The 25851-nt window shown below is 53.6% G+C and carries 14 protein-coding genes; 11 read left to right on the plus strand and 3 right to left on the minus strand.

Going from position 1 to position 25851, the window contains the following annotated elements:
• Positions 1-167 precede the first annotated feature (167 nt).
• Complete coding sequence (locus tag O2597_RS04800; protein WP_425603732.1) at positions 168-575, plus strand: REP-associated tyrosine transposase; 408 nt, start codon at positions 168-170, stop codon at positions 573-575.
• Positions 576-1149: 574 nt separating this feature from the next.
• Here the strand turns inward: O2597_RS04800 and O2597_RS04805 are convergent.
• Positions 1150-2172 (minus strand): LacI family DNA-binding transcriptional regulator, encoded by a 1023-nt coding sequence (locus tag O2597_RS04805; protein ID WP_269523061.1) that lies wholly within the window; start codon positions 2170-2172, stop codon positions 1150-1152.
• An 82-nt stretch (positions 2173-2254) separates the two neighbouring features.
• Here O2597_RS04805 and O2597_RS04810 point away from each other — a divergent pair, with 82 nt between their 5' ends.
• From O2597_RS04810 to O2597_RS04835, 6 genes are all read left to right on the plus strand, one after another.
• Positions 2255-5584 (plus strand): sulfatase-like hydrolase/transferase, encoded by a 3330-nt coding sequence (locus O2597_RS04810; RefSeq protein ID WP_269523062.1) that lies wholly within the window; start codon positions 2255-2257, stop codon positions 5582-5584.
• Between the two features lie 78 nt (positions 5585-5662).
• Positions 5663-6418 (plus strand): PEP-CTERM sorting domain-containing protein, encoded by a 756-nt coding sequence (locus O2597_RS04815; protein ID WP_269523063.1) that lies wholly within the window; start codon positions 5663-5665, stop codon positions 6416-6418.
• A 261-nt stretch (positions 6419-6679) separates the two neighbouring features.
• Positions 6680-7477 (plus strand): PEP-CTERM sorting domain-containing protein, encoded by a 798-nt coding sequence (locus O2597_RS04820; protein ID WP_269523064.1) that lies wholly within the window; start codon positions 6680-6682, stop codon positions 7475-7477.
• An 86-nt stretch (positions 7478-7563) separates the two neighbouring features.
• Positions 7564-8985, plus strand: coding sequence for an arylsulfatase (locus O2597_RS04825; protein ID WP_269523065.1), 1422 nt, complete (start codon positions 7564-7566; stop codon positions 8983-8985).
• A 142-nt stretch (positions 8986-9127) separates the two neighbouring features.
• Positions 9128-10177 carry a glycosyl hydrolase gene (locus O2597_RS04830; protein ID WP_269523066.1) on the plus strand — a complete coding sequence of 350 codons (1050 nt, stop codon included), beginning with the start codon at positions 9128-9130 and terminating at the stop codon, positions 10175-10177.
• Positions 10178-10603: 426 nt separating this feature from the next.
• Positions 10604-13240 (plus strand): right-handed parallel beta-helix repeat-containing protein, encoded by a 2637-nt coding sequence (locus tag O2597_RS04835; protein ID WP_269523067.1) that lies wholly within the window; start codon positions 10604-10606, stop codon positions 13238-13240.
• Positions 13241-14586: 1346 nt separating this feature from the next.
• Here the strand turns inward: O2597_RS04835 and O2597_RS04840 are convergent.
• Both O2597_RS04840 and O2597_RS04845 read right to left on the minus strand, forming a co-directional pair.
• Positions 14587-17646: a polysaccharide lyase domain-containing protein gene (locus O2597_RS04840; RefSeq protein ID WP_269523068.1), complete on the minus strand. Its 3060-nt coding sequence runs from the start codon at positions 17644-17646 to the stop codon at positions 14587-14589.
• A 284-nt stretch (positions 17647-17930) separates the two neighbouring features.
• A complete protein-coding gene (locus O2597_RS04845) occupies positions 17931-18776 on the minus strand; it encodes a helix-turn-helix domain-containing protein (protein ID WP_269523069.1) in 846 nt (281 codons plus the stop codon).
• 161 nt (positions 18777-18937) lie between these two features.
• Here O2597_RS04845 and O2597_RS04850 point away from each other — a divergent pair, with 161 nt between their 5' ends.
• The 4 genes from O2597_RS04850 (at position 18938) to O2597_RS04865 (ending at position 25846) form a co-directional block, all read left to right on the plus strand.
• Positions 18938-19660, plus strand: a complete 723-nt coding sequence (locus tag O2597_RS04850) for a PEP-CTERM sorting domain-containing protein (protein ID WP_269523070.1) — start codon at positions 18938-18940, stop codon at positions 19658-19660.
• A 365-nt stretch (positions 19661-20025) separates the two neighbouring features.
• Positions 20026-23664, plus strand: a complete 3639-nt coding sequence (locus tag O2597_RS04855) for a hypothetical protein (protein WP_269523071.1) — start codon at positions 20026-20028, stop codon at positions 23662-23664.
• Complete coding sequence (locus O2597_RS04860; protein WP_269523072.1) at positions 23661-24356, plus strand: hypothetical protein; 696 nt, start codon at positions 23661-23663, stop codon at positions 24354-24356. The genes O2597_RS04855 and O2597_RS04860 overlap by 4 nt, the downstream gene beginning before the upstream one ends.
• 32 nt (positions 24357-24388) lie before the next feature.
• Positions 24389-25846 (plus strand): glycosyl hydrolase family 28-related protein, encoded by a 1458-nt coding sequence (locus O2597_RS04865; protein ID WP_269523073.1) that lies wholly within the window; start codon positions 24389-24391, stop codon positions 25844-25846.
• Positions 25847-25851: the final 5 nt, after the last annotated feature.

The following is a 25851-nucleotide window of genomic DNA, read 5'->3' on the forward strand; positions in this document are numbered from 1 at the left end:
CGTGAGGTCCGGCAAGGTTCGCGGTTGCGACAGAGCGCAACCCTCCAGTTGAAACTTTCTCTTGTCTATACGGGCATGTTTCCAGAAGAATAACGTAAATGGGTGATCTTACTAGACGAAAGCATCCTGCGTGACAGAGTATTTTTGAGCAGCGAAATCGGGCAGTCATTGTATTCCTTACGGTTTGCACGGCGAAGCGTAAGCCACTTTTGGCGAATACTGCCGTTCAAGAACTGCTTGTGGATGTCTGGTGTGAGTCAGACCTATGGCTCGTTGGACGTTATGTGCTGATGCCGGATCATTTGCATTTGTTTTGTGCGCCCGCATGTGTTGAACATCCATCGGTCCGAAAATGGGCACAGTATTGGAAATCGCGTGCTTCGACACGCTGGCCCAATCGTTTGGAACAACCGGTTTGGCAGTCGGATGTCTGGGATCGGCAATTGAGAACGGGCGAAAGCTATTCGGAAAAATGGGCTTATGTTCGAAACAATCCGGTGCGGCATGGCTTGGTAAAGAATGCAGAAGATTGGCCCTACCAAGGAGAGCTGAACAGCTTGCTCTGGCATGATTAGAACCTCAGCACGTCATACGCGCGCCAATGGAGGGCGGGCCTCCGTGACCGCTGCGGTGTTGTAAGGCCGGTTGTCAGCGGTGTTGTAGCGTGAGGTTCGGCAAGGTTCGCGGTTGCGACGGAGCGCAACCCTCCAGATGCGTATCATGATGTCGCGGGCTGCGTTGGAGGGCGGGCCTCCGTGGCCGCCGCGGTGTTGTCAGTTCGGTTGTCAGCGGTGTTGTAGCGTGAGGTCCGGCAAGGTTCGCGGTTGCGACGGAGCGCAACCCTCCAGATGCGTATCATGATGTCGCGGGCTGCGTTGGAGGGCGGGCCTCCGTGACCGCCGCGGTGTTGTAAGTCCGGTTGTCAGCGGTGTTGTGGCGTGAGGTCCGGCAAGGTTTGCGGTTGCGACGGAGCGCAACCCTCCAGATTGTGTTTCGTGACGTCGTGGGTTGCAATGGAGGGCGGGCCTCCGTGACCGCCGCGGTGTTGCAAGGCCGGTTGTCAGCGGTGTTGTAGCGTGAGGTCCGGCAAGGTTCGCGGTTGCGACAGCGCGCCGCCCTCCTAAAGAAGGACCGATGCGGACATGAACCTTAACGCGGGGCACCTACCTCAGTTGCGACCGAAATCTCCGTCGTAAACAACGAGCGTTGCGGGACCTTGGGGATCCCATAGGCGCGCTTGGCGAGCTCGTTCGAGACAATGTCCACGGCGGTCCGGCCAAGGAGCGTAAACTCGGGTGTGAATCCTGTTATGTCGGTTGCTTTCGGGTGCTTATAGAGAAAAACCTTGGGCAAGCGATCAAAGCCCTTGTGCTGGCCTTTCAGCCAATCGATGGGGTTGTCGATGACGAGGCTGTCCGGTTTGAACCGCTTGTGCCATTCCGCGTAATCCGCGACATTGCTTCCATGATACCAAAAGACGGCGTCCCGCACTTTGTCCGCTTGGGCGTTGTTGTCTTCCAAGAGCTGAAAGCGATAGCGGAGGACTTCGGAGAGCACCGGGTTTCCTTTGCGACTGTCAAATTCGGCATGGATGAGAAAGCCGATGCGCTTGCAGCCTTGGGCCTGCAAATAGCCGATGGATTCGCGTGTTTCCAGAATCAGGTCTTTTTGGACGCTGTGCAGATGCGGATTTCTCAAGCTTGCACCGATCACCACGCAGGCGAAGCGGTCCCATTCCACGGGAAGCGTGTCCACCGGGGTCTCCAGCGGGCCGATCACGATGGCCCGGATGCCCTTCGCCGCAAGAATTTGAAAAGTGCGCTTGGCACTGAGAGTGTCCTTACAATCGAAAAAGTGCTGTTCCGCTTTCAGGCCCACTTCCGTGGCCCGTTCCTGCACGGCGGCGAAGAGTTCCTCATTGAACGTTGAGGGGCAGTTCGTGAGGTAGGCGACAACCGTGCTGCCGGGGTTGGATCGTTTGCCGGACCTGGATTTCGCCAGTGCCCTAGAGAGGGTCGGGTCAATGTGATAGCCCAGTTTTTCGGCCACGGCGCGCACTTTGGCACGGGTGGATTCCTTGATCAATGGGCTGTCCTTCAGCGCGTAAGAGGCGGTGGATTTGGCAACGCCAGCGGCGTCGGCGACTTCCTTGAGTGATACGGGGCGTGGCATAAGGGAATTGCTACAAACTGGTTTGAACTGTTCAATTTGCAAGGCTATTGTTGACGGTCGGTGTGTGCCCTAGGTCTGTTGAATGTTTTCTTGCTTTGAACCTGTTGTTCGAAAGTTCCTTCGGGCTGTCGTCTGTTGCTCTTTGCCGCTGCTTGCGGCAACTGCCGTTGGTGAGGTCAACGGAAGTGCCCAGCCATGGAATGTTCTCTTCATCAATTTCGATGATATGCGCCCGGAAATCGGTGCCTATGGCAATACGGAGGTTATCACGCCCAATCTGGATGCCTTGGCGGCGGATGGAGCTGTGTTTGAGCAGGCCTTCTGTCAGCAAGCGGTTTGCACGCCTTCGAGGAATTCTTTCTTAAGCGGTCGCCGTCCGGAGTCTTCCGGGCTGACGGCATTTACCGACCAAGTCCGCGACAAATTACCTAACGCGGTCACTCTGCCGCAGCTCTTCAAGAATGCCGGTTATCAGGCACGCTCATACGGTAAGGTCTTCCACAGCCGGGATGCGGTCTCATGGTCTGTGCCCGAGTTTGTGCCGGCACCCGACCCGTATTACCCGATCTATCTGGACCCGGTGAACCGGGCAAACCAGCAAGCCGAATACGATGCCGGGCATAAGATCTCATTGGAGTCGACTTGGTATAACGGGATCTACCAGGACTTCATCGTGAAGGCGGCTTCGAATGAGGCGGCGGATGTGGATGACTTTCAATACTATGACGGGCGAACCACCCAGCAGGTCCTGGATTTCCTGGATAATCCGGGAGATGCGCCGTTCTTCCTCGCCGTCGGTTTCTACAAGCCGCACCTGCCGTTCTCCGCACCTAAGAAATACTGGGACCTCTACGACCCGGAGTCCTTGACCCTCCTGGATGTGCCGCGTCCGGCCGGGACGCCCTCGTTGAACGTTGCGGGGACGACGGAACTGACCGCCTATCTGGATCAGGACTATCCGGATGCGGCGGAACGTCGGCATCTGGTGCACGGTTACTATGCCTGTATTTCCTATGTGGATACACTGGTGGGACGTATTATTACAAAGCTGAAAGAAAAAGGCTTGTATGAAAACACGATCATCGTGGCTTTCAGTGATCATGGCTATCACCTGGGTGAGCATGCGATGTGGAGCAAGACCACGAACTGGGAGCTCACGACCCGTGTGCCGCTGTTTCTGCGTCTGCCGTATATGGAAGAGCGTGGTGTCCAGGTGCCTGCAATGGTCGAGTTGATCGACGTCTATCCGACTCTTGCCCAAGCCGCCGGGTTGAATGCGGATGACAGCATCGAGGGCACCAGTCTGCTGCCATTGGTGGCGAATCCGCAGACGGAATGGAAGTCCGCCGTTACTAGTTTTTTCCCGCGAAGCGGCTTTGATGGTTATTCGCTGCGAACCGAGCAATACAGGTTCAATGAGTGGCGAAAAGGGACTTCAGTGCAGCGGGAGCTCTTTGATCATGAGGCCGATCCTCACGAGACGGTGAATTTGGCCTTGGACAGTTCCTACAACGGGCTGATGGATGCGCTTTCCGCTGACATTGATGCCGGTGGAGAAGCACATCGTCCTCCACTTTATTTCGACAATTTACCGAAGGGCTTTGCCTTTGCGGGCGAAGATTACAGTTCGACCGTGCAATTGGGCGGTGCTTTGGCTGTGAGTGAAATCAGGGCGCTGCGTTTGCCGCCGGGATGGACGCTGACCGATCATGGTGACGGGAGCGCGACGTTGAGTGGGCAGGCTCCGGACTTGAAGGGTGTCTATCCGATTTATCTGGAAGCCGGTGATCCTGATGCGCCCGTGTCGGTCCATCATTACCTTCGAGTGGGCAAAGCTTCGGATGCGGCCGCACTCGGTTATTGGCGCTTTGAAGAAGGATCGGCGTCGTTCGATTCCAGTCTGATGTCCACCGCGTTGGAGCCCGCCGGTGGTTTGACGACCGCGGACCCGGCTTCTTTCGGGTTTCCTGCTGAGCTGTCGGAGCCGGGTGTCACCAATACCGGTGCCTTGGCCTTGAGCGGCAGCGATCCCTTGATTTCAGCGATCCTGTCTGACGCCGACGTGTCGTCCGGCTTCAGTGTCGAAGCCTGGGTCTATCCGACCAGTGCCGCCGGAAGCGTGCAGACGATTGCCGCGCAGTTCGAGCAAACTGCCGATCCGGCACGCAAAGTCGATTGGAGCCGGTATCCGATCTTGCCTTACTCGGATCAGGATGTGTCCGGGACCTGCGAAATCAGCGGGGAGGGGAGTGTGATCGCATTGACGGGCAACCGCTGGAAACGAATCGATTTTCCGATGACGGTGACGGCCGGAACCGTCTTGGAGTTTGATGTGACGGTGGTGGATGCCGGTGAAATAACCGCGATCGGATTCGAGACCGACAACGACCAGAGCAATGACAAGCTGATGTTTCAAATTGCGGGTTCGGACGTCTGGCCCAAAGCCTACGGCAGCGCGGACGGTGTTGCCCAATACTCCGGTTCCGGCGTGCAGCACATGGAGATTCCAGTTGGCCAATTCTATCAGCAGGCGATTGCTTCGTTGGCCATCGCCTGTGATGACGATGCCGATGCCAGTGCGGATGCCCGCTTCGAAAACATTGTGATCCGGCAGACGGATCAGGACGGCCGGAGCTGGCGGTTTATCCGCAATGCGGATGGCAAGCTTGCCTTTGAAGCGCTCAACCAATCGGAGCAAGTCGTCCAAGTGGAGAGCAGCTTTGTCTTGTCGGCTGGGGCGCCTCGTTTTGTCGCGGCGACCTATGATCCGCAGTCGGATGAAATGGTCTTTTTGGCCAGTGACAGCGATGGCCAGCTCGTCAGTGAAGCCGTTTCAGTTCCATCCTTGCCCGATTCCTTGATCGGCTTTGGCGACTTGACGGTCGGGAGCAGCCTGAGCGACGGCCTGTCGGTGGATACATGGACCGGTGGTGTGGATGAGTTGCGTCTGACGGCTTGGCCGCTGCCGAAGGTGGAGCTACTTGGCCGGTCCTTGCCGGATTTCGAGGCATGGCTTGGCGATGCAGGTGTTCCCTCCGAGCTGCAGGGAAAATTAGATGATCCCGACGGAGACGGTCGCAGCAACTACGAGGAATTTCTCACCGGAGGCGATCCGATGTTTGCGGAGGCAGCGGCTGTCGAGTTTGCGCAGATCGCGTCCTCGGCGGATGCGCATGCCTTTACGCTGCGTTTCCCTTGGAGCGATTTGACCGGCAGCATCTTCTATGCGGAAGCCTCTTCCAATTTAAGTGAGTGGACACGCGTTCTGGCGAAGGAAGCATGGATCTCGCAGATCGACACCATCCCCGGGTATGGTGTCGATCCCCGCATGCGGATCGAGCTCTCCGTGGAGTCGCCGAATGACTATGCCCGACGATTCTACCGGATCGGCATGGCAGGCTCGGCAAACTAAAACCCGGTTATATGTTTTTGAACTGTTCTATTTGTGAAGGTTTTGAACTAAAAAGATACACAACTAAATATGATGACTATGAAAAATCGAATCCCCTTATCCCTCGTCGGTCTAACACTCACATGCTGCTTACCTGCCATCGCTTCGGCCGATGTCTTGGCTGAGTATACTTTCGGAGATACTGCAGCGACCGGCACCTATGTTTCATCGGATAGCTCGCTGAATAGCACAGCTAGCGACCTTTCTGCCTTTTCGGGGGTTGCATTCTCTAATACAGGAGAGACAGGAGCCGGTATCTATGTGCGTTCCTCCGATTTGGTAACCACAGGTGCCGCTGCCATTACTGCAGGTGATTATTTGTCTTTCACTCTGACTCCTGAAGCAGGGCAACAGATTGAATTAACATCGTTTACGTTCTACATTGCTGCGAGTCATAACGCAAATATTGCCCAATTTACAGGTTCTGCTTTTTTGACGGATTCATCTGATAGCAACATCGGTGACGGTGACATCGTGATTGATCGACTCAGTCCTCCCGAGGGAACTACGTCGGTCGAAAACAGCGTTTACTGGTCATCTGTTCAGACGATAACGCTTTCGGGAGCCACTACAATCACAGAAGCGACGGAGTTCCGTTTCTATGTTTATTCTGATGGTGTAGATGTTGATACTGGTGGAGGAGACCCAACTCCTGGCTTTTATCAGATTGTGCGCTTTGATGGTCTCACGTTGAACGGCACTGTTAGTGCGATTCCGGAGCCTGCGACCACTGCTATTCTACTTGGACTTACGATGCTTGGTTTCACCTGCGTGCGTCGCAGTAAGCGGGCCTAAATATACGTCTTACCTTTAGGTAATTTCTTTTGAAAGGGCTCGCAGTTTTGATGCGAGCCCTTTCCTGCTTGAAGGATGGTTCAAATGAATTGCCTGATGACTATGCCCGACGATTTTACCGGATTGGCATGGCAGGCTCGGCGTCTTGAAAATAGATACTTTTGAACTGTTCTATTCTCTGCCCCTTTGACGACTGACTTTATGTATTCAGAATGATATTCAATTAAAAATTACCTCCCCTAAATCAAACTCACACAAATTATGAAATCTCATACAAAACTATCCCTAGTTATGGTGGCAGGTATTGCCACGGCTGTGTTCTCCAGTCATGCGGCACCTTTGGCTTGGACGGACACCACGGTGTCGGGGCCAACACCGATGAATAACAACGCGACGCTGACTTCGTTTACGACCAGCGCCGGAACCTTCAGCTCTTTCACCTTCTTCCAAAGCTATACGGTTCAGTCCGTCGGAGACGGTATCCATACCGATGGCTACAGCAACTATTGGTCGTATAACGGTTCCGAGGTCGATGGTGTCGCGGCGCTGGCCAGTGCGCGGTTGGATGCCGGGCTCCTGAATATCGGGACGATTGATTTCGATTTCGAGACGGCGGTAGGCACATCGGATTGGTTTTTCCTCAGTGACAGTGTCGGTTCGACCGAAAGCATTACGATTCGTCCGCTTGATGCCAGCGGCAACCTCATTGGCAGTTATTCCCTGACGTTGGATACGTCGACATGGGGGCTGGGCGAATCATTGAGCAATCCTGATTTTACGGGTACGAACCAATGGTTGCTGGATCATGGTGCCGACGAAAATAATCAGACCGTCAATAACAATGTGGCGAGTATAGTCGGCATTACATTTCAACTGAGTGACTTTACCGGTGACTCCATTTCACTGGACGGGGTGGTTCAAGGTATCCGTATTGAAGGCGGTGGTGCTTTTGACCCATCTGTGGTTGGTCTCGCGAGCATTCCGGAGCCTTCTACCACTGCGATTCTACTGGGACTTACGATGCTTGGTCTCACCTGTGTGCGTCGTAAGCGGGCCTAAATATACGCCTTACCTTTATTGGGTAATTTCCTTTGAAAGGGCTCGCAGTTTTGATGCGAGCCCTTTCTTTTTCGTTAGTAGTCTAAATGAACCGACCCAACATTCTTTTCATTTTTCCCGACCAATGGCGTGGGGATAGTTTGAGTTACTTAGGCCATCCGGTTGCGGAGACGCCCTTTATCGACCAGCTGGCGCATGAGGGTGTCTGCTTTAGCTCCTGTTACTCGCCATCGCCTACCTGTATTGCGGCGCGTGCTGCCCTTCTGACCGGACAGCGTCCGACGACGACAGGACGCATGGGCTACAAGGACGGGGTGGAGTGGCCTTACCGGAATACTTACGCGCGTTGCCTGCGTGACAGCGGCTACGAAACGATGCTGGTGGGTAAGACGCATTTCTATCCGCCGAGGGCCCGGCTTGGTTTTGAACGGATGGCGTTCTACCTTCCACATTCCTACGATCACGAGTGTGACTACAGTAAATGGCTGAAAAAGGAAACGGGTGGCCTCATCCGCGATACGGGGGTGGACCTCGATTCGAATTCACCTTTGGCGGCTCCATGGACGCACGATGAGAACCTGCATCCCAATAGCTGGAAGGTCACCAATACGATCGAATACCTGGAAACGCGAGATCCGACGCGGCCGTTCTTCCTGCAGTTGGGCTTTCATCGACCGCATCCGCCTTTTGACCCGCCGATGTCTTATTTCGAAAGATTTTTGGACAAAGAGCTGCCGCCCGTTCCGGTCGGCGATTGGTGTGAGGACAATGACCGTAAAGTGGACCGGATCGATCCGATGGTCGGACGTTTACCCGATGCGATCTTGGATCGGAGTCGTAGGGCTTATTATGCCCAGCTGGCCCATTTGGATGCGCAAATCGGCCGTTTGATTCGCTATTTGAAGGCGCGGGGACTATACAAGAACACCCTGATTGTCTTTAGCTCCGATCACGGCGAGATGCTGGGCGATCATCACATGTTCCGCAAAGGCAATGCTTTCGAGTCCTCGGCCAAGGTGCCCTTGATTATTCGGATGCCGGATCAGGATACGAAAAGCCCGCGCGGCATCCAGAGCGATACGCCCACGACTTTGTCCGACCTGATGCCGACCTTCCTGGAGGCGGGGGGCGTTGCGATACCCGACAGTGTGGAAGCCGAGAGCGTGATGGAAATCGTGAAGGGGGAAGCCCCGTTTCCTCGCGACTACATTCACGGCGAGCACGCGCCGTCCTGGCAATGGGTGACGGATGGTCGGGAAAAGTTTGTCTGGCATTCGCAGAGCGGAAAGGAGTTCTTCTTTGATCTTCGTCAGGATCCGCAGGAGTGTCACAATGCCATTCAGGATCCGGACAGTGAGGCTCGGGTGAAACTGTGGCGTCAACGTCTAGTGGATGAGTTGTCGACGCGCCCGGAAGATGGTCTTTCGGATGGGCAACGACTGATTTCCGGTAAAGCCGGCCCCAACCATCGGGAGTGGCTACTTACATTGGAGCCTGAGCGCTATTAGGCCGCAAGCATTGCTTTTGAACTGTTCGATCTGCGTCTTGGTTGTCTCCGCTCTGGTCTTGATCTCAGATGTTTACAGTCAGGGTTTGGGTGAGTGCATCCTTCCCAAACGGATATATGAATTTAGCAGACAATCACATGATATGGCGCATGCACCTATAGAAGAGATTCGAAAGATAGAACCGGTCGATGCCGAGGCATCGGCTTCGGTGCATGCTGTGCTCGATTACTGTCATGAGCTCATGGGCCGGACCGACTCGAAACTGATGTCGGGGCAGTTCATCGGCTGGTATCCGGAGCATAGCATGGATGCGATCGATCAAATTTACGCGCAGACCGGCAAGCATGTCGCGATTATCGGAATCGATTATTACGAACCGCATCAGCAGGCCGATGATTCGACCGAGCCGCATACCCACAAACCGCCGCGCTGGCGTGAGGTGAACCCGTTGGCGAAGGAATATTGGGCCCGTGGTGGTTTACCCGCTCTATCGGTCCACATGTCGAATCCCTACACCGGAGGGAAGTCCTGGGATGTTTCCATACGGGCGGATTTCGACATGCTGGATGCCGGCACCGAGGTCGGTCAAAGATATCTGCAACAGATCGATGAGATCGCCGACGGATTGGAAGATTTGCAGAAGGAGGGGATCGTTGTGCTGTTCCGGCCTTTCCATGAAGCCCAGGGGGCGTGGTTTTGGTGGGGGGCTCCGGAGCCGGAGCTGGGCAAAGCCATGTGGCGGCACATGTTCGACTACTACACAAAGGAGCGCGGACTGCATAATCTGATCTGGGTGAACAACAATCCGCTCAACCTGTATCCCGGCAATGACACTGTGGATATGAACTCCTTCGATTGCTACAGCACGACACCGGTGGACAAGGCCGACCTCTATGAGGAAATGGTCCATACGGGAAAGCCCTATGCGATTGCCGAGTTCGGCCCATCGGGCAGCACGGCGGATCCGGACAGTGACCGGAATCATGATTACAGCACCCTCGCGCAACAGGCGATGGAGATCGGTTCGGGCGTTGTTTACTTCCTGACTTGGCGTGATGCTTGGGGACTGCACCGGAATCCCGGAAGCAAGGAACTCTTATCGAATCCTCTCGTGCTGAACCGGGATGATCTGGTTCGTGAACTGGTTCCGCGCATATCTGATCATCCTCTGAATGCCCCCAGTTCTACTTAGTTAAAATGGCCTAAACTTGTGTAAAATGGTGGCGCAGGTGCGTCCTGAATGGCACTACTTTAAGCTTCTTATCGTAGTGGCGACTTCAGTCGCCATCGAGCCGAGGTGGCTTAGGATGCTGAATATGGCAGCTAAAGCAGCCACTACGAGCGACGCTTTGTTGCAATAGGAACCCTTCAATTTGTCCTTAAAGAAGTGCCATTCGGTGCGTCCTCGCACCGCACGAAGATCCATGATGATTCGCTTATACGACGTCAATGCGCACCGGGGACGGTGCTGCGCTACCTGAAAAATCCAATTAACCTAGTTGAACTAGGGCAACAATCGGTGGGGGAGCTAGCGGTTTCCCTCCATAAATTCTACATTTTCAATTGACAGTGCAATGCATTACATTGAAGTGCACTGTATCTTCATCCCCAAATTATTATGCTCCATTATTTCCTGAAATCGAAGATATCGATTACCTGCGCCGCTGTTCTCATTGTTCAATTGCTGACGAGCTGTTCGATTGCATCAAGTCAGGTAAAGAAAATCGAGAATCTGCCGGATTCATTCTACAACCGTCCGGGTCTCGAGGACATGCCACGCTTCGATTATGCGAGCATGCCGGTCGTCAACGTGCAGGAGCTCGGAGCGCTGGGGGATGGCGAACAAATTGCCAACCCCTATTTTGAACGTGGGGTTGCAATGTTGAAGGAGCAGGGGGGCGGTGTCCTGTTTATACCGAAGGGAAAATATCACTTCGAATTGGATGAGGAGAATCCGGCTTCGATGATCACCGCCTATGGGAAAACCAAACCCGGAAATATTTGGCATCCCGGCGGCGACGAAGGCTTGGAGAATATCCACTTTGTCGGGGAGGGCATGGAGTCCGTGCTCGAATTTGAATTCACGGAAACCTTGAGCCACTACGCCTTTCACGCCAACTGCTTGATGATTGATAAAGGGGTGAATGTATCCCTTCGTGATCTGTCGCTGACTTCGACGCCGTTCAATCGTCAGCGCCGTGCCGGTGACGTCAAAACCGGCAATGCTTTCAGGACGACAAAGTCCCAGAATATCCAATTGATCAATGTCCACGTGGACCAGGGCGATCTGGGACTCGGCTTTTTCTATTCCAAAGATATCTGGGTGGTGGACTGCGATATCCGCAATACCCGCGCGGATAACGTCAAGGTGGATGACTGTGATGAGGCCACCGTGGCCTATAACTACATGGAAGAGCCCATGGATGACAACACGTCCATGATCTATTACACAAAGCATCGTGACACCCCGAGCCATGGCTACCGCTTTCTTCACAACACTTTGATCGGCCCCGGATTCGGTCGCGGCTACATCATGTGTGGCGATGATATCCTGGTCGAAGGCAACTGGATCGAGCGCACCTACGGCAATGGGATCACCGCCTATGGGGCACTTTCGAATTACCGTGTTCTTGACAATACCATGGTCCGCACGGGCTTGGCTGCGAGACCGGGTAACCCACGCTGGGATCAATCCAAGTCGAATTATTCATCGGCCATGTCGGTGAGTGGTCGAAATGGCGAGATTACCGGCAACCGCATCTTCGGTGCTGAAGCCGTCGGTATACGTTCCAGTGGCAACTTGGATACCGTGTTCTCACAGAACCGTGTCGAGTCAGCCGGTGGAACGGGGCTCAATTTACTGGCGGGAAAGAATCCGGAAGAGGAAAACTTTATCAACCTGACCTTGGAGGATAATGCATTTGTGAAGAATGCGGAACCCATTCTTCTGGAGGGCCGGTTTGTCAATGCCAAGGTGATGGGGAATCGGACTACGGAGAAAGTCGTTCAGTCCAATGGGGGGGATGACGTGTCAGCCGGGTTTACCGTGGGGCCAATCGATTCGGAATACACCGACGTGTATGCCTTTGCCCGCGCGAAGACGGAGTATAGGGATTTCGACGCACCGAAGGAAGCGGATATCCTTGGCGTGATCGGCGAAGCCGTGGTGAATGTTCGCGATTATGGCGCGAAAGGGAATGGTAAACACAACGATACGGAAGCATTCCAGAAAGCGTTGGCGGCTTTGCCTGCAGCTGGTGGCACGATCTATGTGCCGGAAGGAACGTATCACATCGCACCGATGGAGGACTACGCATCATTCCCTTATACTAAAATCAAGCAGCACATCCGCATCGCCCAACGAAAGAATATTCAAATCAAAGGCGACGGTGCCGGCAGTAAACTGGTTTTCGTCAGTCTCGATCACCAGGGAATCCGTTTCATCGGATGTGAGAATGTTGCAGTCCAGAGCGTGATGCTTACGACCGATCAGACGGCTCCGTTGCGGCGCAGCCGCTCGTTGCTCGACTTCTCCGGATGCCGTGGAGTGCTGGCAAAGAATATCACCACGCAAGGTGGTTGTGGTCCGGCCGTCCTATTGGATACGGTGAACGAAGGACTTGTGCATGATTCTGTGATTCAGAATTCCGGCCAATACGGCATCCGTATTGAAGGTTCCTGCCAGGTTGAGCTCGCTGGTAACCAGATCGAAGGCACCCGCGACAGTGCGATTCACATCGATTCGTATGGATCGATTCTTCGCGACAGCGATTATGTCAGTGTGAAAAAGAACCGGATCAACGGGACGATCGAAGGTGCCGGTATCGTGGTCATTTCCGGGAAGGCCCAGCTGCTCGATAATGAAATCAAGGACGCCTACCTTTCAGGGGTCTATGTCTATCAGCCGGGCATGGGCTGGGCGATGAACGAGCTCACCGTGCGGGGCAACCTGATTGAGAACTGTGGCCAGCACATCGCCCACTCCGGTATCCTTTTCGGCACGCCCCTGCGTCGAGGTGATCGTGGCCGGGTGTTGATTGAAAACAATACCTTCAAGGACCTGCCTCACAATGGTGTCCATGTCGCCTTTGGTCGCAGCATGATCTGGGGCCCTCAGGGGTTCTATTCGTTCGAGGTCAGAGGCAACACCTTTGAGAATGTGGCCGGCAAGGATTGCTGGATTGATTTGCAGAGCCACAACGAAGGCAAGGATGACGATATCCGGATTACCCATCTGGATGTGGAGAACCCGTAAACTTTTTGAAGAACGCTCGGTTGAGTCGTTCAGCTGATTTGGGGTAAGGGTAAATAAGGAGCCACCATCCTCTGTGGATGGTGGCTCTTTTTCGTTCATGGTCATTACCGGGGAATGTCACTTTGCAGTGGAGGAGCTTTGACCAATTAACCCCCAAAATGCCAAATTTTAGAGTCACTGAAAAACTGGAGGGTTGCGCTCCGTCGCAACCGCGAATCTTTCCGGACACCGCGCGAACAACACCGCTTATAACCGACCTTACAACGCTGCGGCGGTCACGGAGGCCCGCCCTCCAATGCGTCCCGCGACATCCTGTTATGTGAAAGCGAATAAATCTTACAACCGCTTGCGCTAGAGATTGGGAGTTTGGGAGGCAAGTACATGCCGTATCTGAGTTCATCTCCCCAACCTCGCCCGAAGGGCCCTCTAGCGTCAGCGGTTGTGACCCAAAAAAGGAATGAGGTGAAGGGAAAGCACTTGTCGGATTCAGTCTCACTTGGCACTTTGGAATCCATATCCAGACGGAGCTGGACAACCCCATTTACGCCGCCCGGCATTCGACAACCACCACTAATCCAAAATTCACAGGCTGGGTTTCCAGTCCTCACCGTTATACCATCTGGAGGGTTGCGCTCTGTCGCAACCGCGAGCCTTGCGGAACGCCACGCGAACGACACCGCTTATAACCGGACTTACAACGCCGCGGCGGTCACGGAGGCCCGCCCTCCATGTCTCGCTCGGATAGATACCTGGATGTTTATGGGACAGACTTCAGATGTCGCCCTCCATCGATTTGTGTGAGAACTGGAGGGTTGCGCTCCGTCGCAACCGCGAATCTTGCCGAACCTCACGCTACAACACCGCTGACAACCGGACTGACAACGCCGCGGCGGTCACGGAGGCCCGCCCTCCATTGCGTCCCGCGACAACCTGTTATACCACCTGGAGGGTTGCGACGGAGCGCAACCGCGAGCCTTGCGGAACGCCACGCGAATAGGACTGCAGGCAACCGACGGGCATCGCTGCGGCGGTCACGGAGGCCCGCCCTCCATTGCGTCCCGCGACATCCTGTTATACCACCTGGAGGGTTGCGCTCCGTCGCAACCGCGAGCCTTGCGGAACGCCACGCGAATAGGACTGCAGGCAACCGACGGGCATCGCTGCGGCGGTCACGGAGACCCGCCCTCCAATGCGTCCCGAGACATCACGATACAACACCTGGAGGGGTGCGCTCTGTCGCAACTGCGCTGACACGACGACACCACGAACAGGCTGCTCTCATCGAAGATGAACCATAAAAAAGCCTTCCTCATGGAGGAAGGCTTGGCGCAAAATCGCTTTATGTCTTAGGGCAGTGTCGTTAGCTCGATGTTATCGTAGTAGATCGATTCGCCTTCGGCTCCACTGCCGTTACCTCTCACGTAAATCCTGGAGAAGCCCGCAAAGTCGGTATCGGTTGCCGTGGCCACTTGCGAACCATCGACCCAAACTGTGAGCGTGCCGGTGCTAGCTTCCCAGGTGAGGTCGAACTGTGCGAAGGGGAGTGTCGTATTGGAATGGCCGCTACTTCCAGAGGCGAGCGAAGTGCCTGTTTCATACCAGCTACTGAGCTCGGATGCGAGGTCGACCTTGCGGATATAGACGGTGCCGCTGTCCCCGGTCGAGCCGCCGGAGGCCCAGCTGACAACGTAGCCCGATTGCCCACTGTCATCAAGTAAACCAATCCAACCCAAGCGTTGTGCCGAGGTATGGATCATCTCGAAGGAGAGCTGCCAATCGCTCGTGATCGTTTTATCCAATTCCTGGTAGAAAGTGGCATTACCCAGCATCATGAAGGGTTGGTCTGCAGAGATGCTTGTATTGGTGCCGAGGCGCAGCGGATTGCCACCCTGTGAAGCCGCTTGAGTCCAGTCGGCGTCCAGTTCCGTTTCGCTGGCGTAATCCATCTGCTGATAGTAGGCGGCTTCCGTGTTCACGATGATGTTGTCATAGTAGATCGACGCACCTTCTGCCCCTGTGCCGTTCCCGCGCATGACTATCTTTGAGAAGGAAGTCGCGGTGGTGTCGGTCGTTGAGGTCACTGCAACGCCATCGACGTAGGCGGTCAGCGTGCCGGTGGAAGCCTCCCAGGAAAGTTCGATATGGGCGAAGGGAAGGGTGGTGTTCAAGTGGCCACTGCTAGCGGAAGAGAGCGTCGCGCCGGTTTCACTCCAACTGTTCAGTGGCGAGCTTAAGTCCATCTCTTTGATCGAAATCGTGCCTTCTATTCCGGTGGAAGCTCCCGACGACCACTGAACGAGATAACCGTGTTCCAGGGATGCATCGAGCAGGCCGATAAATCCGCTACGTTGCGCGGCTGTGTGAATCATATCGAATGAAAGGTGCCAGTCCGCACGTATGGTCATCTCCAAATCCCTGGCAACGGTGGTATTGCCCACCATGGCGAAGGGTTCGTCGGCCGAGATGCTGCTGTTGGTGCCCAGACGGAGTGGATTGCCACCCAAGGTGGCTAAAGTCGACCATGCCGCATCCAGTTCTGTTTCGCTGCCATATGAGAAACGATCATTGAAGATCTGGTTGGTAATATGCAGTTGTTCAACGTCGCTGCCGGTGTCGAGCCAGTCCTGGTCGCCCGTATATTCAAAGAAGTTGTTGTTTAACAGGGCAAGGTCGCCTGAATTATTGAGATAGACCGGATTTGTGACCGGATCGGTGATGACGGCATCCTCGTTCTTTGCTCCGATCGTATTGCGCAGGAATTGAAGGTTTTCGGTGTCTTCTACATAAAGAACGGTTCCCACATTCCCGCGGCCGTTGTAGGATGCGCGTCCGTAGTCGAAGAAGTCATTTCCCTCGATCACTATGTCATCAATATCATGATAGCCTGCCGGTGGTGTGGCACCTGCAATTTGTATGACAATATTGGAACGGTTGATGTTCTCGAAAACATTGTTCCGGATGATGGCACCATCGCCGCCGGGGCCTTCACGCCATGCGAAATCCTCACCAATGACGATGGCCGGGTCATCGAGTTGGTAGAAATAATTCCCTTCAATCAGCGCATTATCACAACGAAGCATAATACCGCGCGCCCGGTTATTGCCGAAGGAGTTACCGATGATCTGGGAGCCTGCTCCGATCAAGTCCAGGTTGATGACTTCATCTGCCTCGCTCCGGCCGGATAAGGGGGTGAGCACGGAGCTTAAGGTCGGCAGGGTTTCAGCGACGGTTATTTTCGTGGATATTGTGCCCGCAGTCGGAGTGTAGACGCCTTTGGAGACGGCGGTGATGGTGGCTTCCGTAATGAGTTCTCCGGTTTCCGGATTGGTGATGCGGATGTGGTCATTCACATAGTAGCCGGCATGCTGTTCGACGTAGATGACATTCGCGGAGGTTTGCTCGAGCAATCCTTGGTAGCTGCCGGTGATGTTTACGGCGTCATCACCCATGCGGCTGAAGTCGCAGCCAATCAGATTGATGGGGGCCCGGTTCCAGCGGGCGTGCAGGCCATCGGCATTGGTCGACAGTAGGCGACCGGTGGGGGCGGTGATATTGCAATCCTCCAGAGTCACCATGCCGTCATTGGATCTGCAATTGAAGGCGCCGGTCGGTGAGGCATTCACGGTGACATTCTTGACCGTCACGCTATCGAGATGCTCCCCGGGATTATTAGGATCTTCATTCAACTCAGAGCCGGTGACAACCACCGCGATGGCTTTTGTGCCACCACGCGTGCTTAAGACCAGGTCGTGGCCGACGAGATCGGTGGTGACGCTATCCAAGCTCGTGAGCCGGTAGTTCAGCCCGGTTACCAGTGTCGGGTAGTAGATGCGGTGTTCGTTGAAGCTGCCATCGATATTGTCATCGGTATAGACATAGCCCTTGATGTCGCTGTTCACGAATGGATCGGCAGTCGGCAGCGGGAAGCCGCTATCGATATCCATGTAGATGTATTTGTTTGTGGTATCGACTGATGTGATCGTGCCTTGCGTGTAGGCAAGCGGATCATAGTCGATCGTTATATTCTCCAGACTGACTTCCCTGGAGGCACTGATGACCATGCCGTCATGTTGCCAGTCGGTCATGATCAGTGTGGCGTCGGGGATACCTTTGATGGTCAACATTTCGGCTAGCGCGATTTTGAGGTGAGCGCCATTGTTCGCCGGGTCGGGACCAATCGTATAGGTTCCGGAGGGGATTTCGACCGTGGCGGGAACGCCGTTTGTCGCGACATAATCTTTGGCATCGCTGATCGCTGCCCGGAAGAGGGGGCCATCATCATTCGGGTTGTTGCTGTCTCGGTAGGACTCATAGTCAGTCACATCAAATACCGAGGGGTCGCTGGCATGAGCCATTTGAGCGCAGAACAAGGATACTATAATCGTTGCGATATATCTTCTTCTCATTGTGGGGTTGGGGTTGGGGTTGGGGTGAAAGGCGGGGTTCAGCCGAGAGGCCCGGTCTGATTTCTGTCAGCCTTTGAGGGAATCTGACGCCAACTTATCTCGATATCTCGGCGTAGCTTGTTGGTTTGAATGATTTGATGGGGGAGGGGCTTGGCTATGTTTTATGAAATGCATTGCAAATCAAGGCTAAAGTCGCTTGGGGAAATCCCAGCCGGTAGGTGGATGGTCTAGGGCTCGGTTCCTAGTCTGCCTGATGTCGTGGCAAAGTTTTCACTGCTCGCGCTTCACGCATGGGATTGCCGATAGCTGAGCGGTGGGACACCTGATTTCTTCTTGAACCAGTGGGTGCAGGCGGCGGTGTCTTTGAAGCCGAGTTTGAAAGCGATTTCCTTGATCGGCTGATCCGTTTTGGCCAGCCAATGTTGGGCTGCGAGGTATTTACGGTTGTCGAAGTAGCTGCGCATGGTCTGCCCGTAGTTCTTGTGAAAGAGCGCATCGGTGTGGCCAAAGCTTAGGCCTGCTTTCGCTGCCACAGCTTTAAGTTGCAAGGGCTTTTCAAGTGAGTGGGTATCCAGCATTTTTTTAGCAGCCAAGACCCTTTCATCCACGCGGTGAGATATATGCATGTCTTGATTCAGCGCTTGCATGGCTTCCATGTAGGCGAGTAGCCAATTCTGATATAATTGATGCGTTTGGATATAGGACTTTAGATCGAGCGACTTCTGTTGGCTAAGATACTTATCCACGATGGAATGCTGATTTGTGAAGCGAAGAAGTGCTTCAGCACTTTGCCTTAGGCTTGGAAACTGTTTTTTAGGTAAGACCTGAAGGCCCCGGCAATTGTAAAGCATCTGTCCGTCCGGCCATTTCAGGGTAAACTTAACTGAAATGATCTCTGCGTCTTTTGAGAAAACATGTGACTCTTGCCCGACCGGGAGGAAGACCCAGTTCCCTGCGTTGACTGGTTGTGCGGGATTTTGGCCGAAGTGTAGATGGCCACGAAGGATCAGCCATGCAGAGAGATATTGATTCTCATATCGGCCGCGGATTCGAACCGGCTTTCCTTTATAGATCCAGATAAGGTAGGAAGTCAGGTCGTGCCAGTTTGAGTAGTAGAGTTGTGTGTCCATCGCAGCGCCTGGGTTGTTTGTTTTATATGAGGATTATCTGCAGAATAAACAAAATTATAAAGAGGAGAGACAAGGCTCTTTTCTTGCGAGTGCTTTGGTCTGTCCTAAAGTTTACCAATGTAATATATTACAAACTAAAACCCCAACCCATTGACCATCTGATGAAACTACTGAAACCTGCCGCTTTTTTCTCTTCACTGATGCTTGCTTTATCTGTGCAGGCTGAGACCATTTACCAGACGGATTTTCCTGACACAATTTATACAATTCCAACAGATTGGTCTGTTGTGCAGGGGGCTACCGGCGATGAGACGACTTCGGGCTTTCGCATCGATGGCGGTGGGGATTTTCGCTACGATGCAGCCAGCAGCAACGGGCTAGCTCTTTACGTAGGTTCAGTGACCGCAGGTTATACAACGAGTGCGCTCGGTGATTTTACGATTTCGTCCGCCATTCGGAAGTCGTCTTCCGGGGCGACCGGCATTGTTGCCCGGAGCAATTTGGCTGGAGATAGCTTCTACACGGTCCGCATGTTTAATAGCTCAGCCTTACAAATTTATCGTTTTGATAGCGGCAGTCCGACCCTATTGGGACAGGCTAGTTTTTCCGGTGGTAACTATGTAGTTGGCGAAACTTGGACGGTCGTTGCAAGTTTCGAGGGTAATACCATTTCGGCCGAAGTCTTTAATGATAGCGGTGCTTCTGCGGCGACATTGGAGGTGACCGATAGCACTTATTCTTCCGGATACGTTGGTGTGCGCGGTCAAATCACTTCACTCTGGGAGGATTTTGCGGTTACGAGTATTCCCGAGCCTGCTACGTTTGCTATGATTTTAGGTGTGGGTGGTCTGGGGGTTGCCATGGTTCGCCGCCGTCGCAAATAGGGTTTAGAATCTGCGCACGCGTTTGCGCAGCTCCGGTGCTTGTCGCGAAGTCGAAATTCTTAGTGAATGAAGCCGTGTCAGTCGCGGTGCTGACACGGCTTCATTCAACTCACTTCTGAATCTCACTCGACTGCCTCTTGTTCGTTGAAATGCATTGCATTTAGAGGTGCGTTGCTCTACTTAATGACTCGTCGAATCGTAATCCCAACCCCGACCGACTTTGCTACTTACCCACAGCCTAATTCATCCGGCTTCCGGCCTGTTCTTGGACGCGTCCAACATGCAGGTCGTTGTTTTGTCCGATGGGTTTTGAGAGTGTCCGGGCATTGATATCCCGTCAGAATATCTAGCTGTCCCCATCTGAAATGCTCCGTTCTCCCCGAAATTCGGTCAATTTCCCCCTCGCGCGATCCAAGAATGGGCGGGATTCCGGTTTTGCGCTCATCATTGCGCTGAGTTTGATGGCCTTCATCCTCTTGCTCTGTTTGTCCTTTGTCGCGCTGAGCCGGGTTGAAACTAAAGTTGCTGCAACGGGGCAGGAGCAGGCCTTGGCGCGGGAGAATGCCATGCTTGGACTGTCGATTGCCTTGGGGCAGCTGCAGAAGAATCTGGGGCCGGACCAACGGACGACAACCCGTGCGGATTTATACGACAGTGCGAATGCAAATGGACTGACGACCGCACCAGGGGCCGGGCAAAGCCATTGGCTGGCGGCTTGGGGCAATGGGAATGCCGGAGACTATTCCAAGAGCCCGTCGCAAATCGCCAATGACCTCGACACGACGACCGGATCTGTCAACGCACCGCGCTTGCTTAACTGGTTGGTCAGTGGCAACGAGGGGCTTGAAACTTATACCGTGGAGTCGGATGGAGCGGTTCAGGGAACTTCCAATCCAGTCTACAGCCCCGGAGTTTCGACGACGCCGACGGCCATGCTAAGTGTGGACGCCTTTTCCGACGATCTAAAGATCGCGAATCAACCCGCCCGCTTGCTCGTTGGTGCTCCGACGACGACTGCCGATGATTCGGATGTGGATTATGTCATCGCACCTGCGGTGGAGATCGAAGCCAGCGAGGGGGGCACTGCCGGGCGTTATGCCTACTGGGTGGGTGACGAGGGGATGAAGGCGCGTGTGAATCTGGAGGAGAACTATCAGCAGCAAAGCGCTGCGTCTGATGCGGACGCGAATAAGGTCTACAGTTTTCTGACTTCCCAGCGTGCCGGCATTGAAATGATGGATGCGACGGGTGGGGGAGCCATTGGGGCGTCGTATACGGATATCCCCAGCGAGCAGCTTGGAGTGGTCAGCGAAACCGACCAGCTGCGGATTGCGTCGGAGTCGGCAGGCGGTGATTTGCAGGATGCGATCCGGGAGCACTTTCATGATATGACAGCTTTTAGCTCGGGCGTGTTGGCCGATACTTACGCCGGTGGATTGAAGAAGGAGCTGATGGCTGCAATAAATGGAGCCTCCGGAGCCCCGGTTGACTCCGATACTATTTTTCCCGCTGAAGGCAGCGACGACTTTGGCCTGCCGACCTGGGGACAGCTTCGTTCCTATCTAAAGGGGCAGGATCTGGCTCAAATTTACAAGACCGACGGCAATACCGCCGGACGGCATCCGGTAATTGCCTTTTTCTCATTCGGAGTGGGCTTCTCCATGGATGAGACAAGCCATGAGCTTTTGGTTCGCCTCTATCCCTTTTTCGGTCTGTGGAATCCTTACGACGAGCCGCTTCCAGCGGCAACTTACGATGTCGGTTTTGCGGTCAATGCAGTGGGTTCCAAAGTGCAGTTTCAAGTGCACTCAGTCGAGGATACGAGTGGCAATGGTAGCATCGAGAATAACGAATTGCAGGTGAACAACCTGATCGATAGCTATGACTTCAGTGTCTATAAAGAGGGCACGCGCGGCAGTTCGGGGCGCGACGATTTCTTCAGTTTCAAAGTGACGACCGAGGAACTGGCTCCGGGGACGACCATCCTGCATCATCCGGAATATGATCCGGACAACGAGCAGGCGTATACCGGTTCCAATGCAATGCTGCGTGCGGACCGTTTTGCCTTCAAAGGCACCTACTGTGTGATGCATACGGGCGTGGACCTTGGACTCTATACGCCGATGAATCGGCATAAATTCATGGTCTTTCTTTCACCCGCGGACATGAACGGCGATCCGATGCAGGTCGTGCTGGCGCCTGAGGATGGTTTGGATACTCAACAATATTTTCAGGTCGTCGACAACGTCCGTATGCTATCCAGGGAGAGCAGTGTGAACGGCATTTATGCGGTTCGCTCGAACGGTAATCTTTCACAAAATTGGAGGGGAAATTTGATGAGCACGGATGAGCTCACGGATCCGATCAATCCAAGGGCGATCTTTAAGTTTCAAACTTATCTGGAAGGCCGAGGGCAGAACAGCCACTGTGGGGGGATGATGCCGCTGCGTTGGCTGAGTCAGTCGAATCCGCGTGCACCCTTGTCCACGCGCACGGAATACGACGACTCGCAAATGAGTGGTAATATTACTTTTGGGGGTGCGGTCGATATGGGCGGGGGCACGATACAGGGCTTAGTTCCAATTGCCTTGGCTGATCGATATGACGAGGGCGATTTGGCTCGTTTGAATACGGGGCGATCCAACGACTCCAAGTATGCCAAGGCCGGAACTACCACAAGTTCAGACACCTACAATAACGGAATCTTTTTCGAAGCACGACATTCAGGATCTGTGTCTTTGATGTCTCTGGGACAGTTGCAGCAGGCACCATTCTCACAAGTGGATGCCTACCCATCGTATGCATTTGGCAATAGTGAGGCCGATTTCCGCTTAGGCGGTCCGAGTGGAAACAATCGTCATTTGACCTATGAGTCCGGGAAATTAATGGGGGCTACTGATACGACCTTCACGCACGGCTATTATGATATCTCCTGGCATGTGAACCGAATGTTCTGGGATCGCTTCTTTGTTTCAACGTTTCCGAATGATTGGAAACAGCAAGATGTGGATGATGCGAAACCATTACCTAATGCACGCATTCGCTACCATGAACAAGCAGATGGAAATGCGCCGGATATTGATGAGTTAAATGGTAGCAAGGCTTACAAACAAGCGGCTGCCAATCTGATGCTGGCTGGCAGTTTTAATATCAATTCGACATCAGAGCAGGCTTGGCGGGCGATCCTATCCGGTGGGAATCAGTTGGCCTACACCAAATACAATGTGGATACGAAAGTGTATGAGACGATGCCCTTAAATGTGGCCATGCCGCGGATTTCTACTGGAGATGGCGATCTCTATGCAAAAGCGGGTAGTAATCAAATCCCGACTCATTTCAGAGATAACCGCGAATTGCTCCTGGATACTCTGAACATTAATACGATGCCGACTGAACTGGAGGTGGTGGTCAATGCCTTGGCGAAAGAAATTGTCGAGGAAGTAAAAATGCGCGGTCCCTTTCTCTCTATGGCAGACTTTGTGAACCGGAGATTAGTGAATACAAAGTCCGGTTTACATGGAGTTCTACAAGCGGCGATCAATCAGACCTACGACCCCGACTTAAGCAATCCATATGAGCATTCAGTTAACCATGCCTTGGATGATAGTCCGATATATGTTGGCGACGCATCCTATGCGTCGGATTACGACTTGGATGCGTATCGCGCCGATGACGGTGCTTATCAAGCCCCGCATCAACGTCGTTCCGGCGTCATAAACAAGATGCTTTCCCAGGCAGATATGATGAGTTCGCTCGGGCCTGGCTTGTCCGCACGATCAGATACCTTTGTGATCCGGGCTTACGGTGAAACCCTGAATCCGGTAACGAATGTGCCTGCGGGTCGTGCCTGGTGCGAAGCGATCGTGCAGCGTCTTCCTGAATATGTGGACGACTCGGAGGACGCGACCTTGAGCCCCGGTGAGCTCGTGAGTTCCGATAACCTGAAATTTGGCCGTCAATTTACCATCGTTCACTTCCGGTGGCTGAGCGCAGAAGAAATATGAGACTTCGCTATATAATTTTTCTTTCGATTGCTTGCATCCCATGTCTTTGGGGGCAGGCGAATTTGCCCCAAGCGACCATCCGCTTCCTGCCCTTAGCGCAGATCAAAGGGGAAGTGTTTGCTGAATTGGATGGGGCGCCTATTTCACTGGGGCTATCTCTGAACAGTCTATCAGATTCGATCGATGTTCCGGATAAGCAACCGGTCGAACTCTATACAGAGGTTCGCGATCCTGATTCCGGCAAACCGAAGCGGAAGGTGCTCGCATCGTTTTCACTTCCGGAAGAACCGGGCAACTTTTTCGTTTTGCTGGAACGCTCTAAAGGTGAAGGGGTGTTGCCTTTCACCGCTCGGGTCGTCGTCGACCGCTTTGAAAACATTCGTCCGGGTGCACTGACCGCCTACAACCTCACTAAGGCCGATACGGAAGTCGCCTTAAAAATGAATCTGGAGACCGCAATCCTACAGCCCGGCGAGATCAAGGTGCTGGAATATTCCCCGAGAAGCCAAGCCTACCGCATGAAAGTCGCTGTTCGAAAGGGTGGAGATTGGGATCTGATCGAGGAAAAAATCGTTCCCGTTTTCCCGACACGTCGCACCCTTCTCATCGTATTTAACGACGCTCGTGGAGGGATAAAGCATATCATCAATCTGGAATCCATCCCCTCTGAATTACTCCCGGAAAAGAAGTAACAGAAGATTTTCGAGAGACCCGTTTTAGAATTATGAAACTGAAACAACGATTCGTTCGAACGATGTGGTGTCTGCCACTGATGTTCGCATCCGTATTATCCGCTCGGGACTATTCCGTAGCCGATTTTGGCGCAGTGCCGAATTCGGATACGGATGCCGGTCCCGCTATTCAAGCCGCTATTGAAGCGGCAGGGAAGAGCCCGGAAGATTGTATGGTTTTTCCTGCAGGCAGCTACCTTATGGAAACGCCGGTTCTGGTTCCGGAGGAGCTCCACCTGATCATGAAGGGGGAGGGGGATGTGACGATCCGGACGGGTAATAACTTGAAGCCGCTCAAGCTGAACGGACGCCATACTCCTTACTTCACGGCATTCCAGATCCTCGGTAGCAAGACTGATGTGGATCCTTTTCCAAAGGTCATTGCCTTGAAGAATCTAAAGTTCGTCGATGAGGGCGATGCGGAAAACCGTTCCGCTGTTTTCAATGCACAATGCTACATCGAGTCGCTGAGGATCGAGGGATGTGAGTTTCAGGGCTATACGACTGCGGGTAATTTCGGGAAGGTCTACACCACGGAAGGCGATCATCCGGGCAGTGACGCGCACACCATGATCAAGAGCCTGGTTTGCAAGGGGAATACGGTGGTCAGCGACGACAAGGAAACCAGCCAGGTGCCCAAAAGTTTTCATTTTCATTGCCCGGCCAATGCGAGCATTACCGAAAACAATTTCTGGGGGAAGGGCGGAGGCTATGTCTTCCGGATCAATGGTGGTAATTTTGATACGATCCCTGTGCCGGAGCGGGGCTCACACGACATCGAATTCGCCTACAACACTGTGAGGAGCGATACGCATCATCACGAATATTGCCAGATGACAAAGAGCTCCAACATCAAGATCCACGACAACGAAGCATACGCCAGCACGAAGGGGGCGCATAACTTCATGGATCTTTTCAACTGCCGGAATGTTGAGTTCTACAACAATAAGGCGACCGGTGGCGGCCTGTGCTTCTTTGGCCATGCGGACATCGGCGGCGGTAAGTATTCGAATAAGCTGATCGGCTCACAGAATTTCCACGCATGGGACAATACGATCACGAACCCGACCCATACCTGTATTTTCAATCTGGGTGGTGATGGCCGTGTTGGTGGTAATCGTGCCGGTCATGATGCGCTCATCGAAAGGACCAAGGTTATCGTCGAACCCGGCTTTGATGCCTCGAGGGTGGCATTTATTTACTCATTTATTTTCAACGATATCGAGCTGCGCGATAATGACGTGCGTAACATCGGCCGCTTCATTCGCACCTACTTTGATCGTGGTTACAATATACACGATAACTACATCGAGAATGTCCCTGAGTTGGTGAAGCTGGAAAAGGTCCCCGGCGACGACTGGAGGACGCGAAAGACCCATAAATTTAAGGATAACGAGCTCGTCGGAACGAGCGGGACGGTTTCCGGATTTGAGAAGCTAACTAGAAAATAAACAAA

Source organism: Coraliomargarita parva (assembly GCF_027257905.1).
GTDB classification, from domain to species: domain Bacteria; phylum Verrucomicrobiota; class Verrucomicrobiia; order Opitutales; family Coraliomargaritaceae; genus Coraliomargarita_A; species Coraliomargarita_A parva.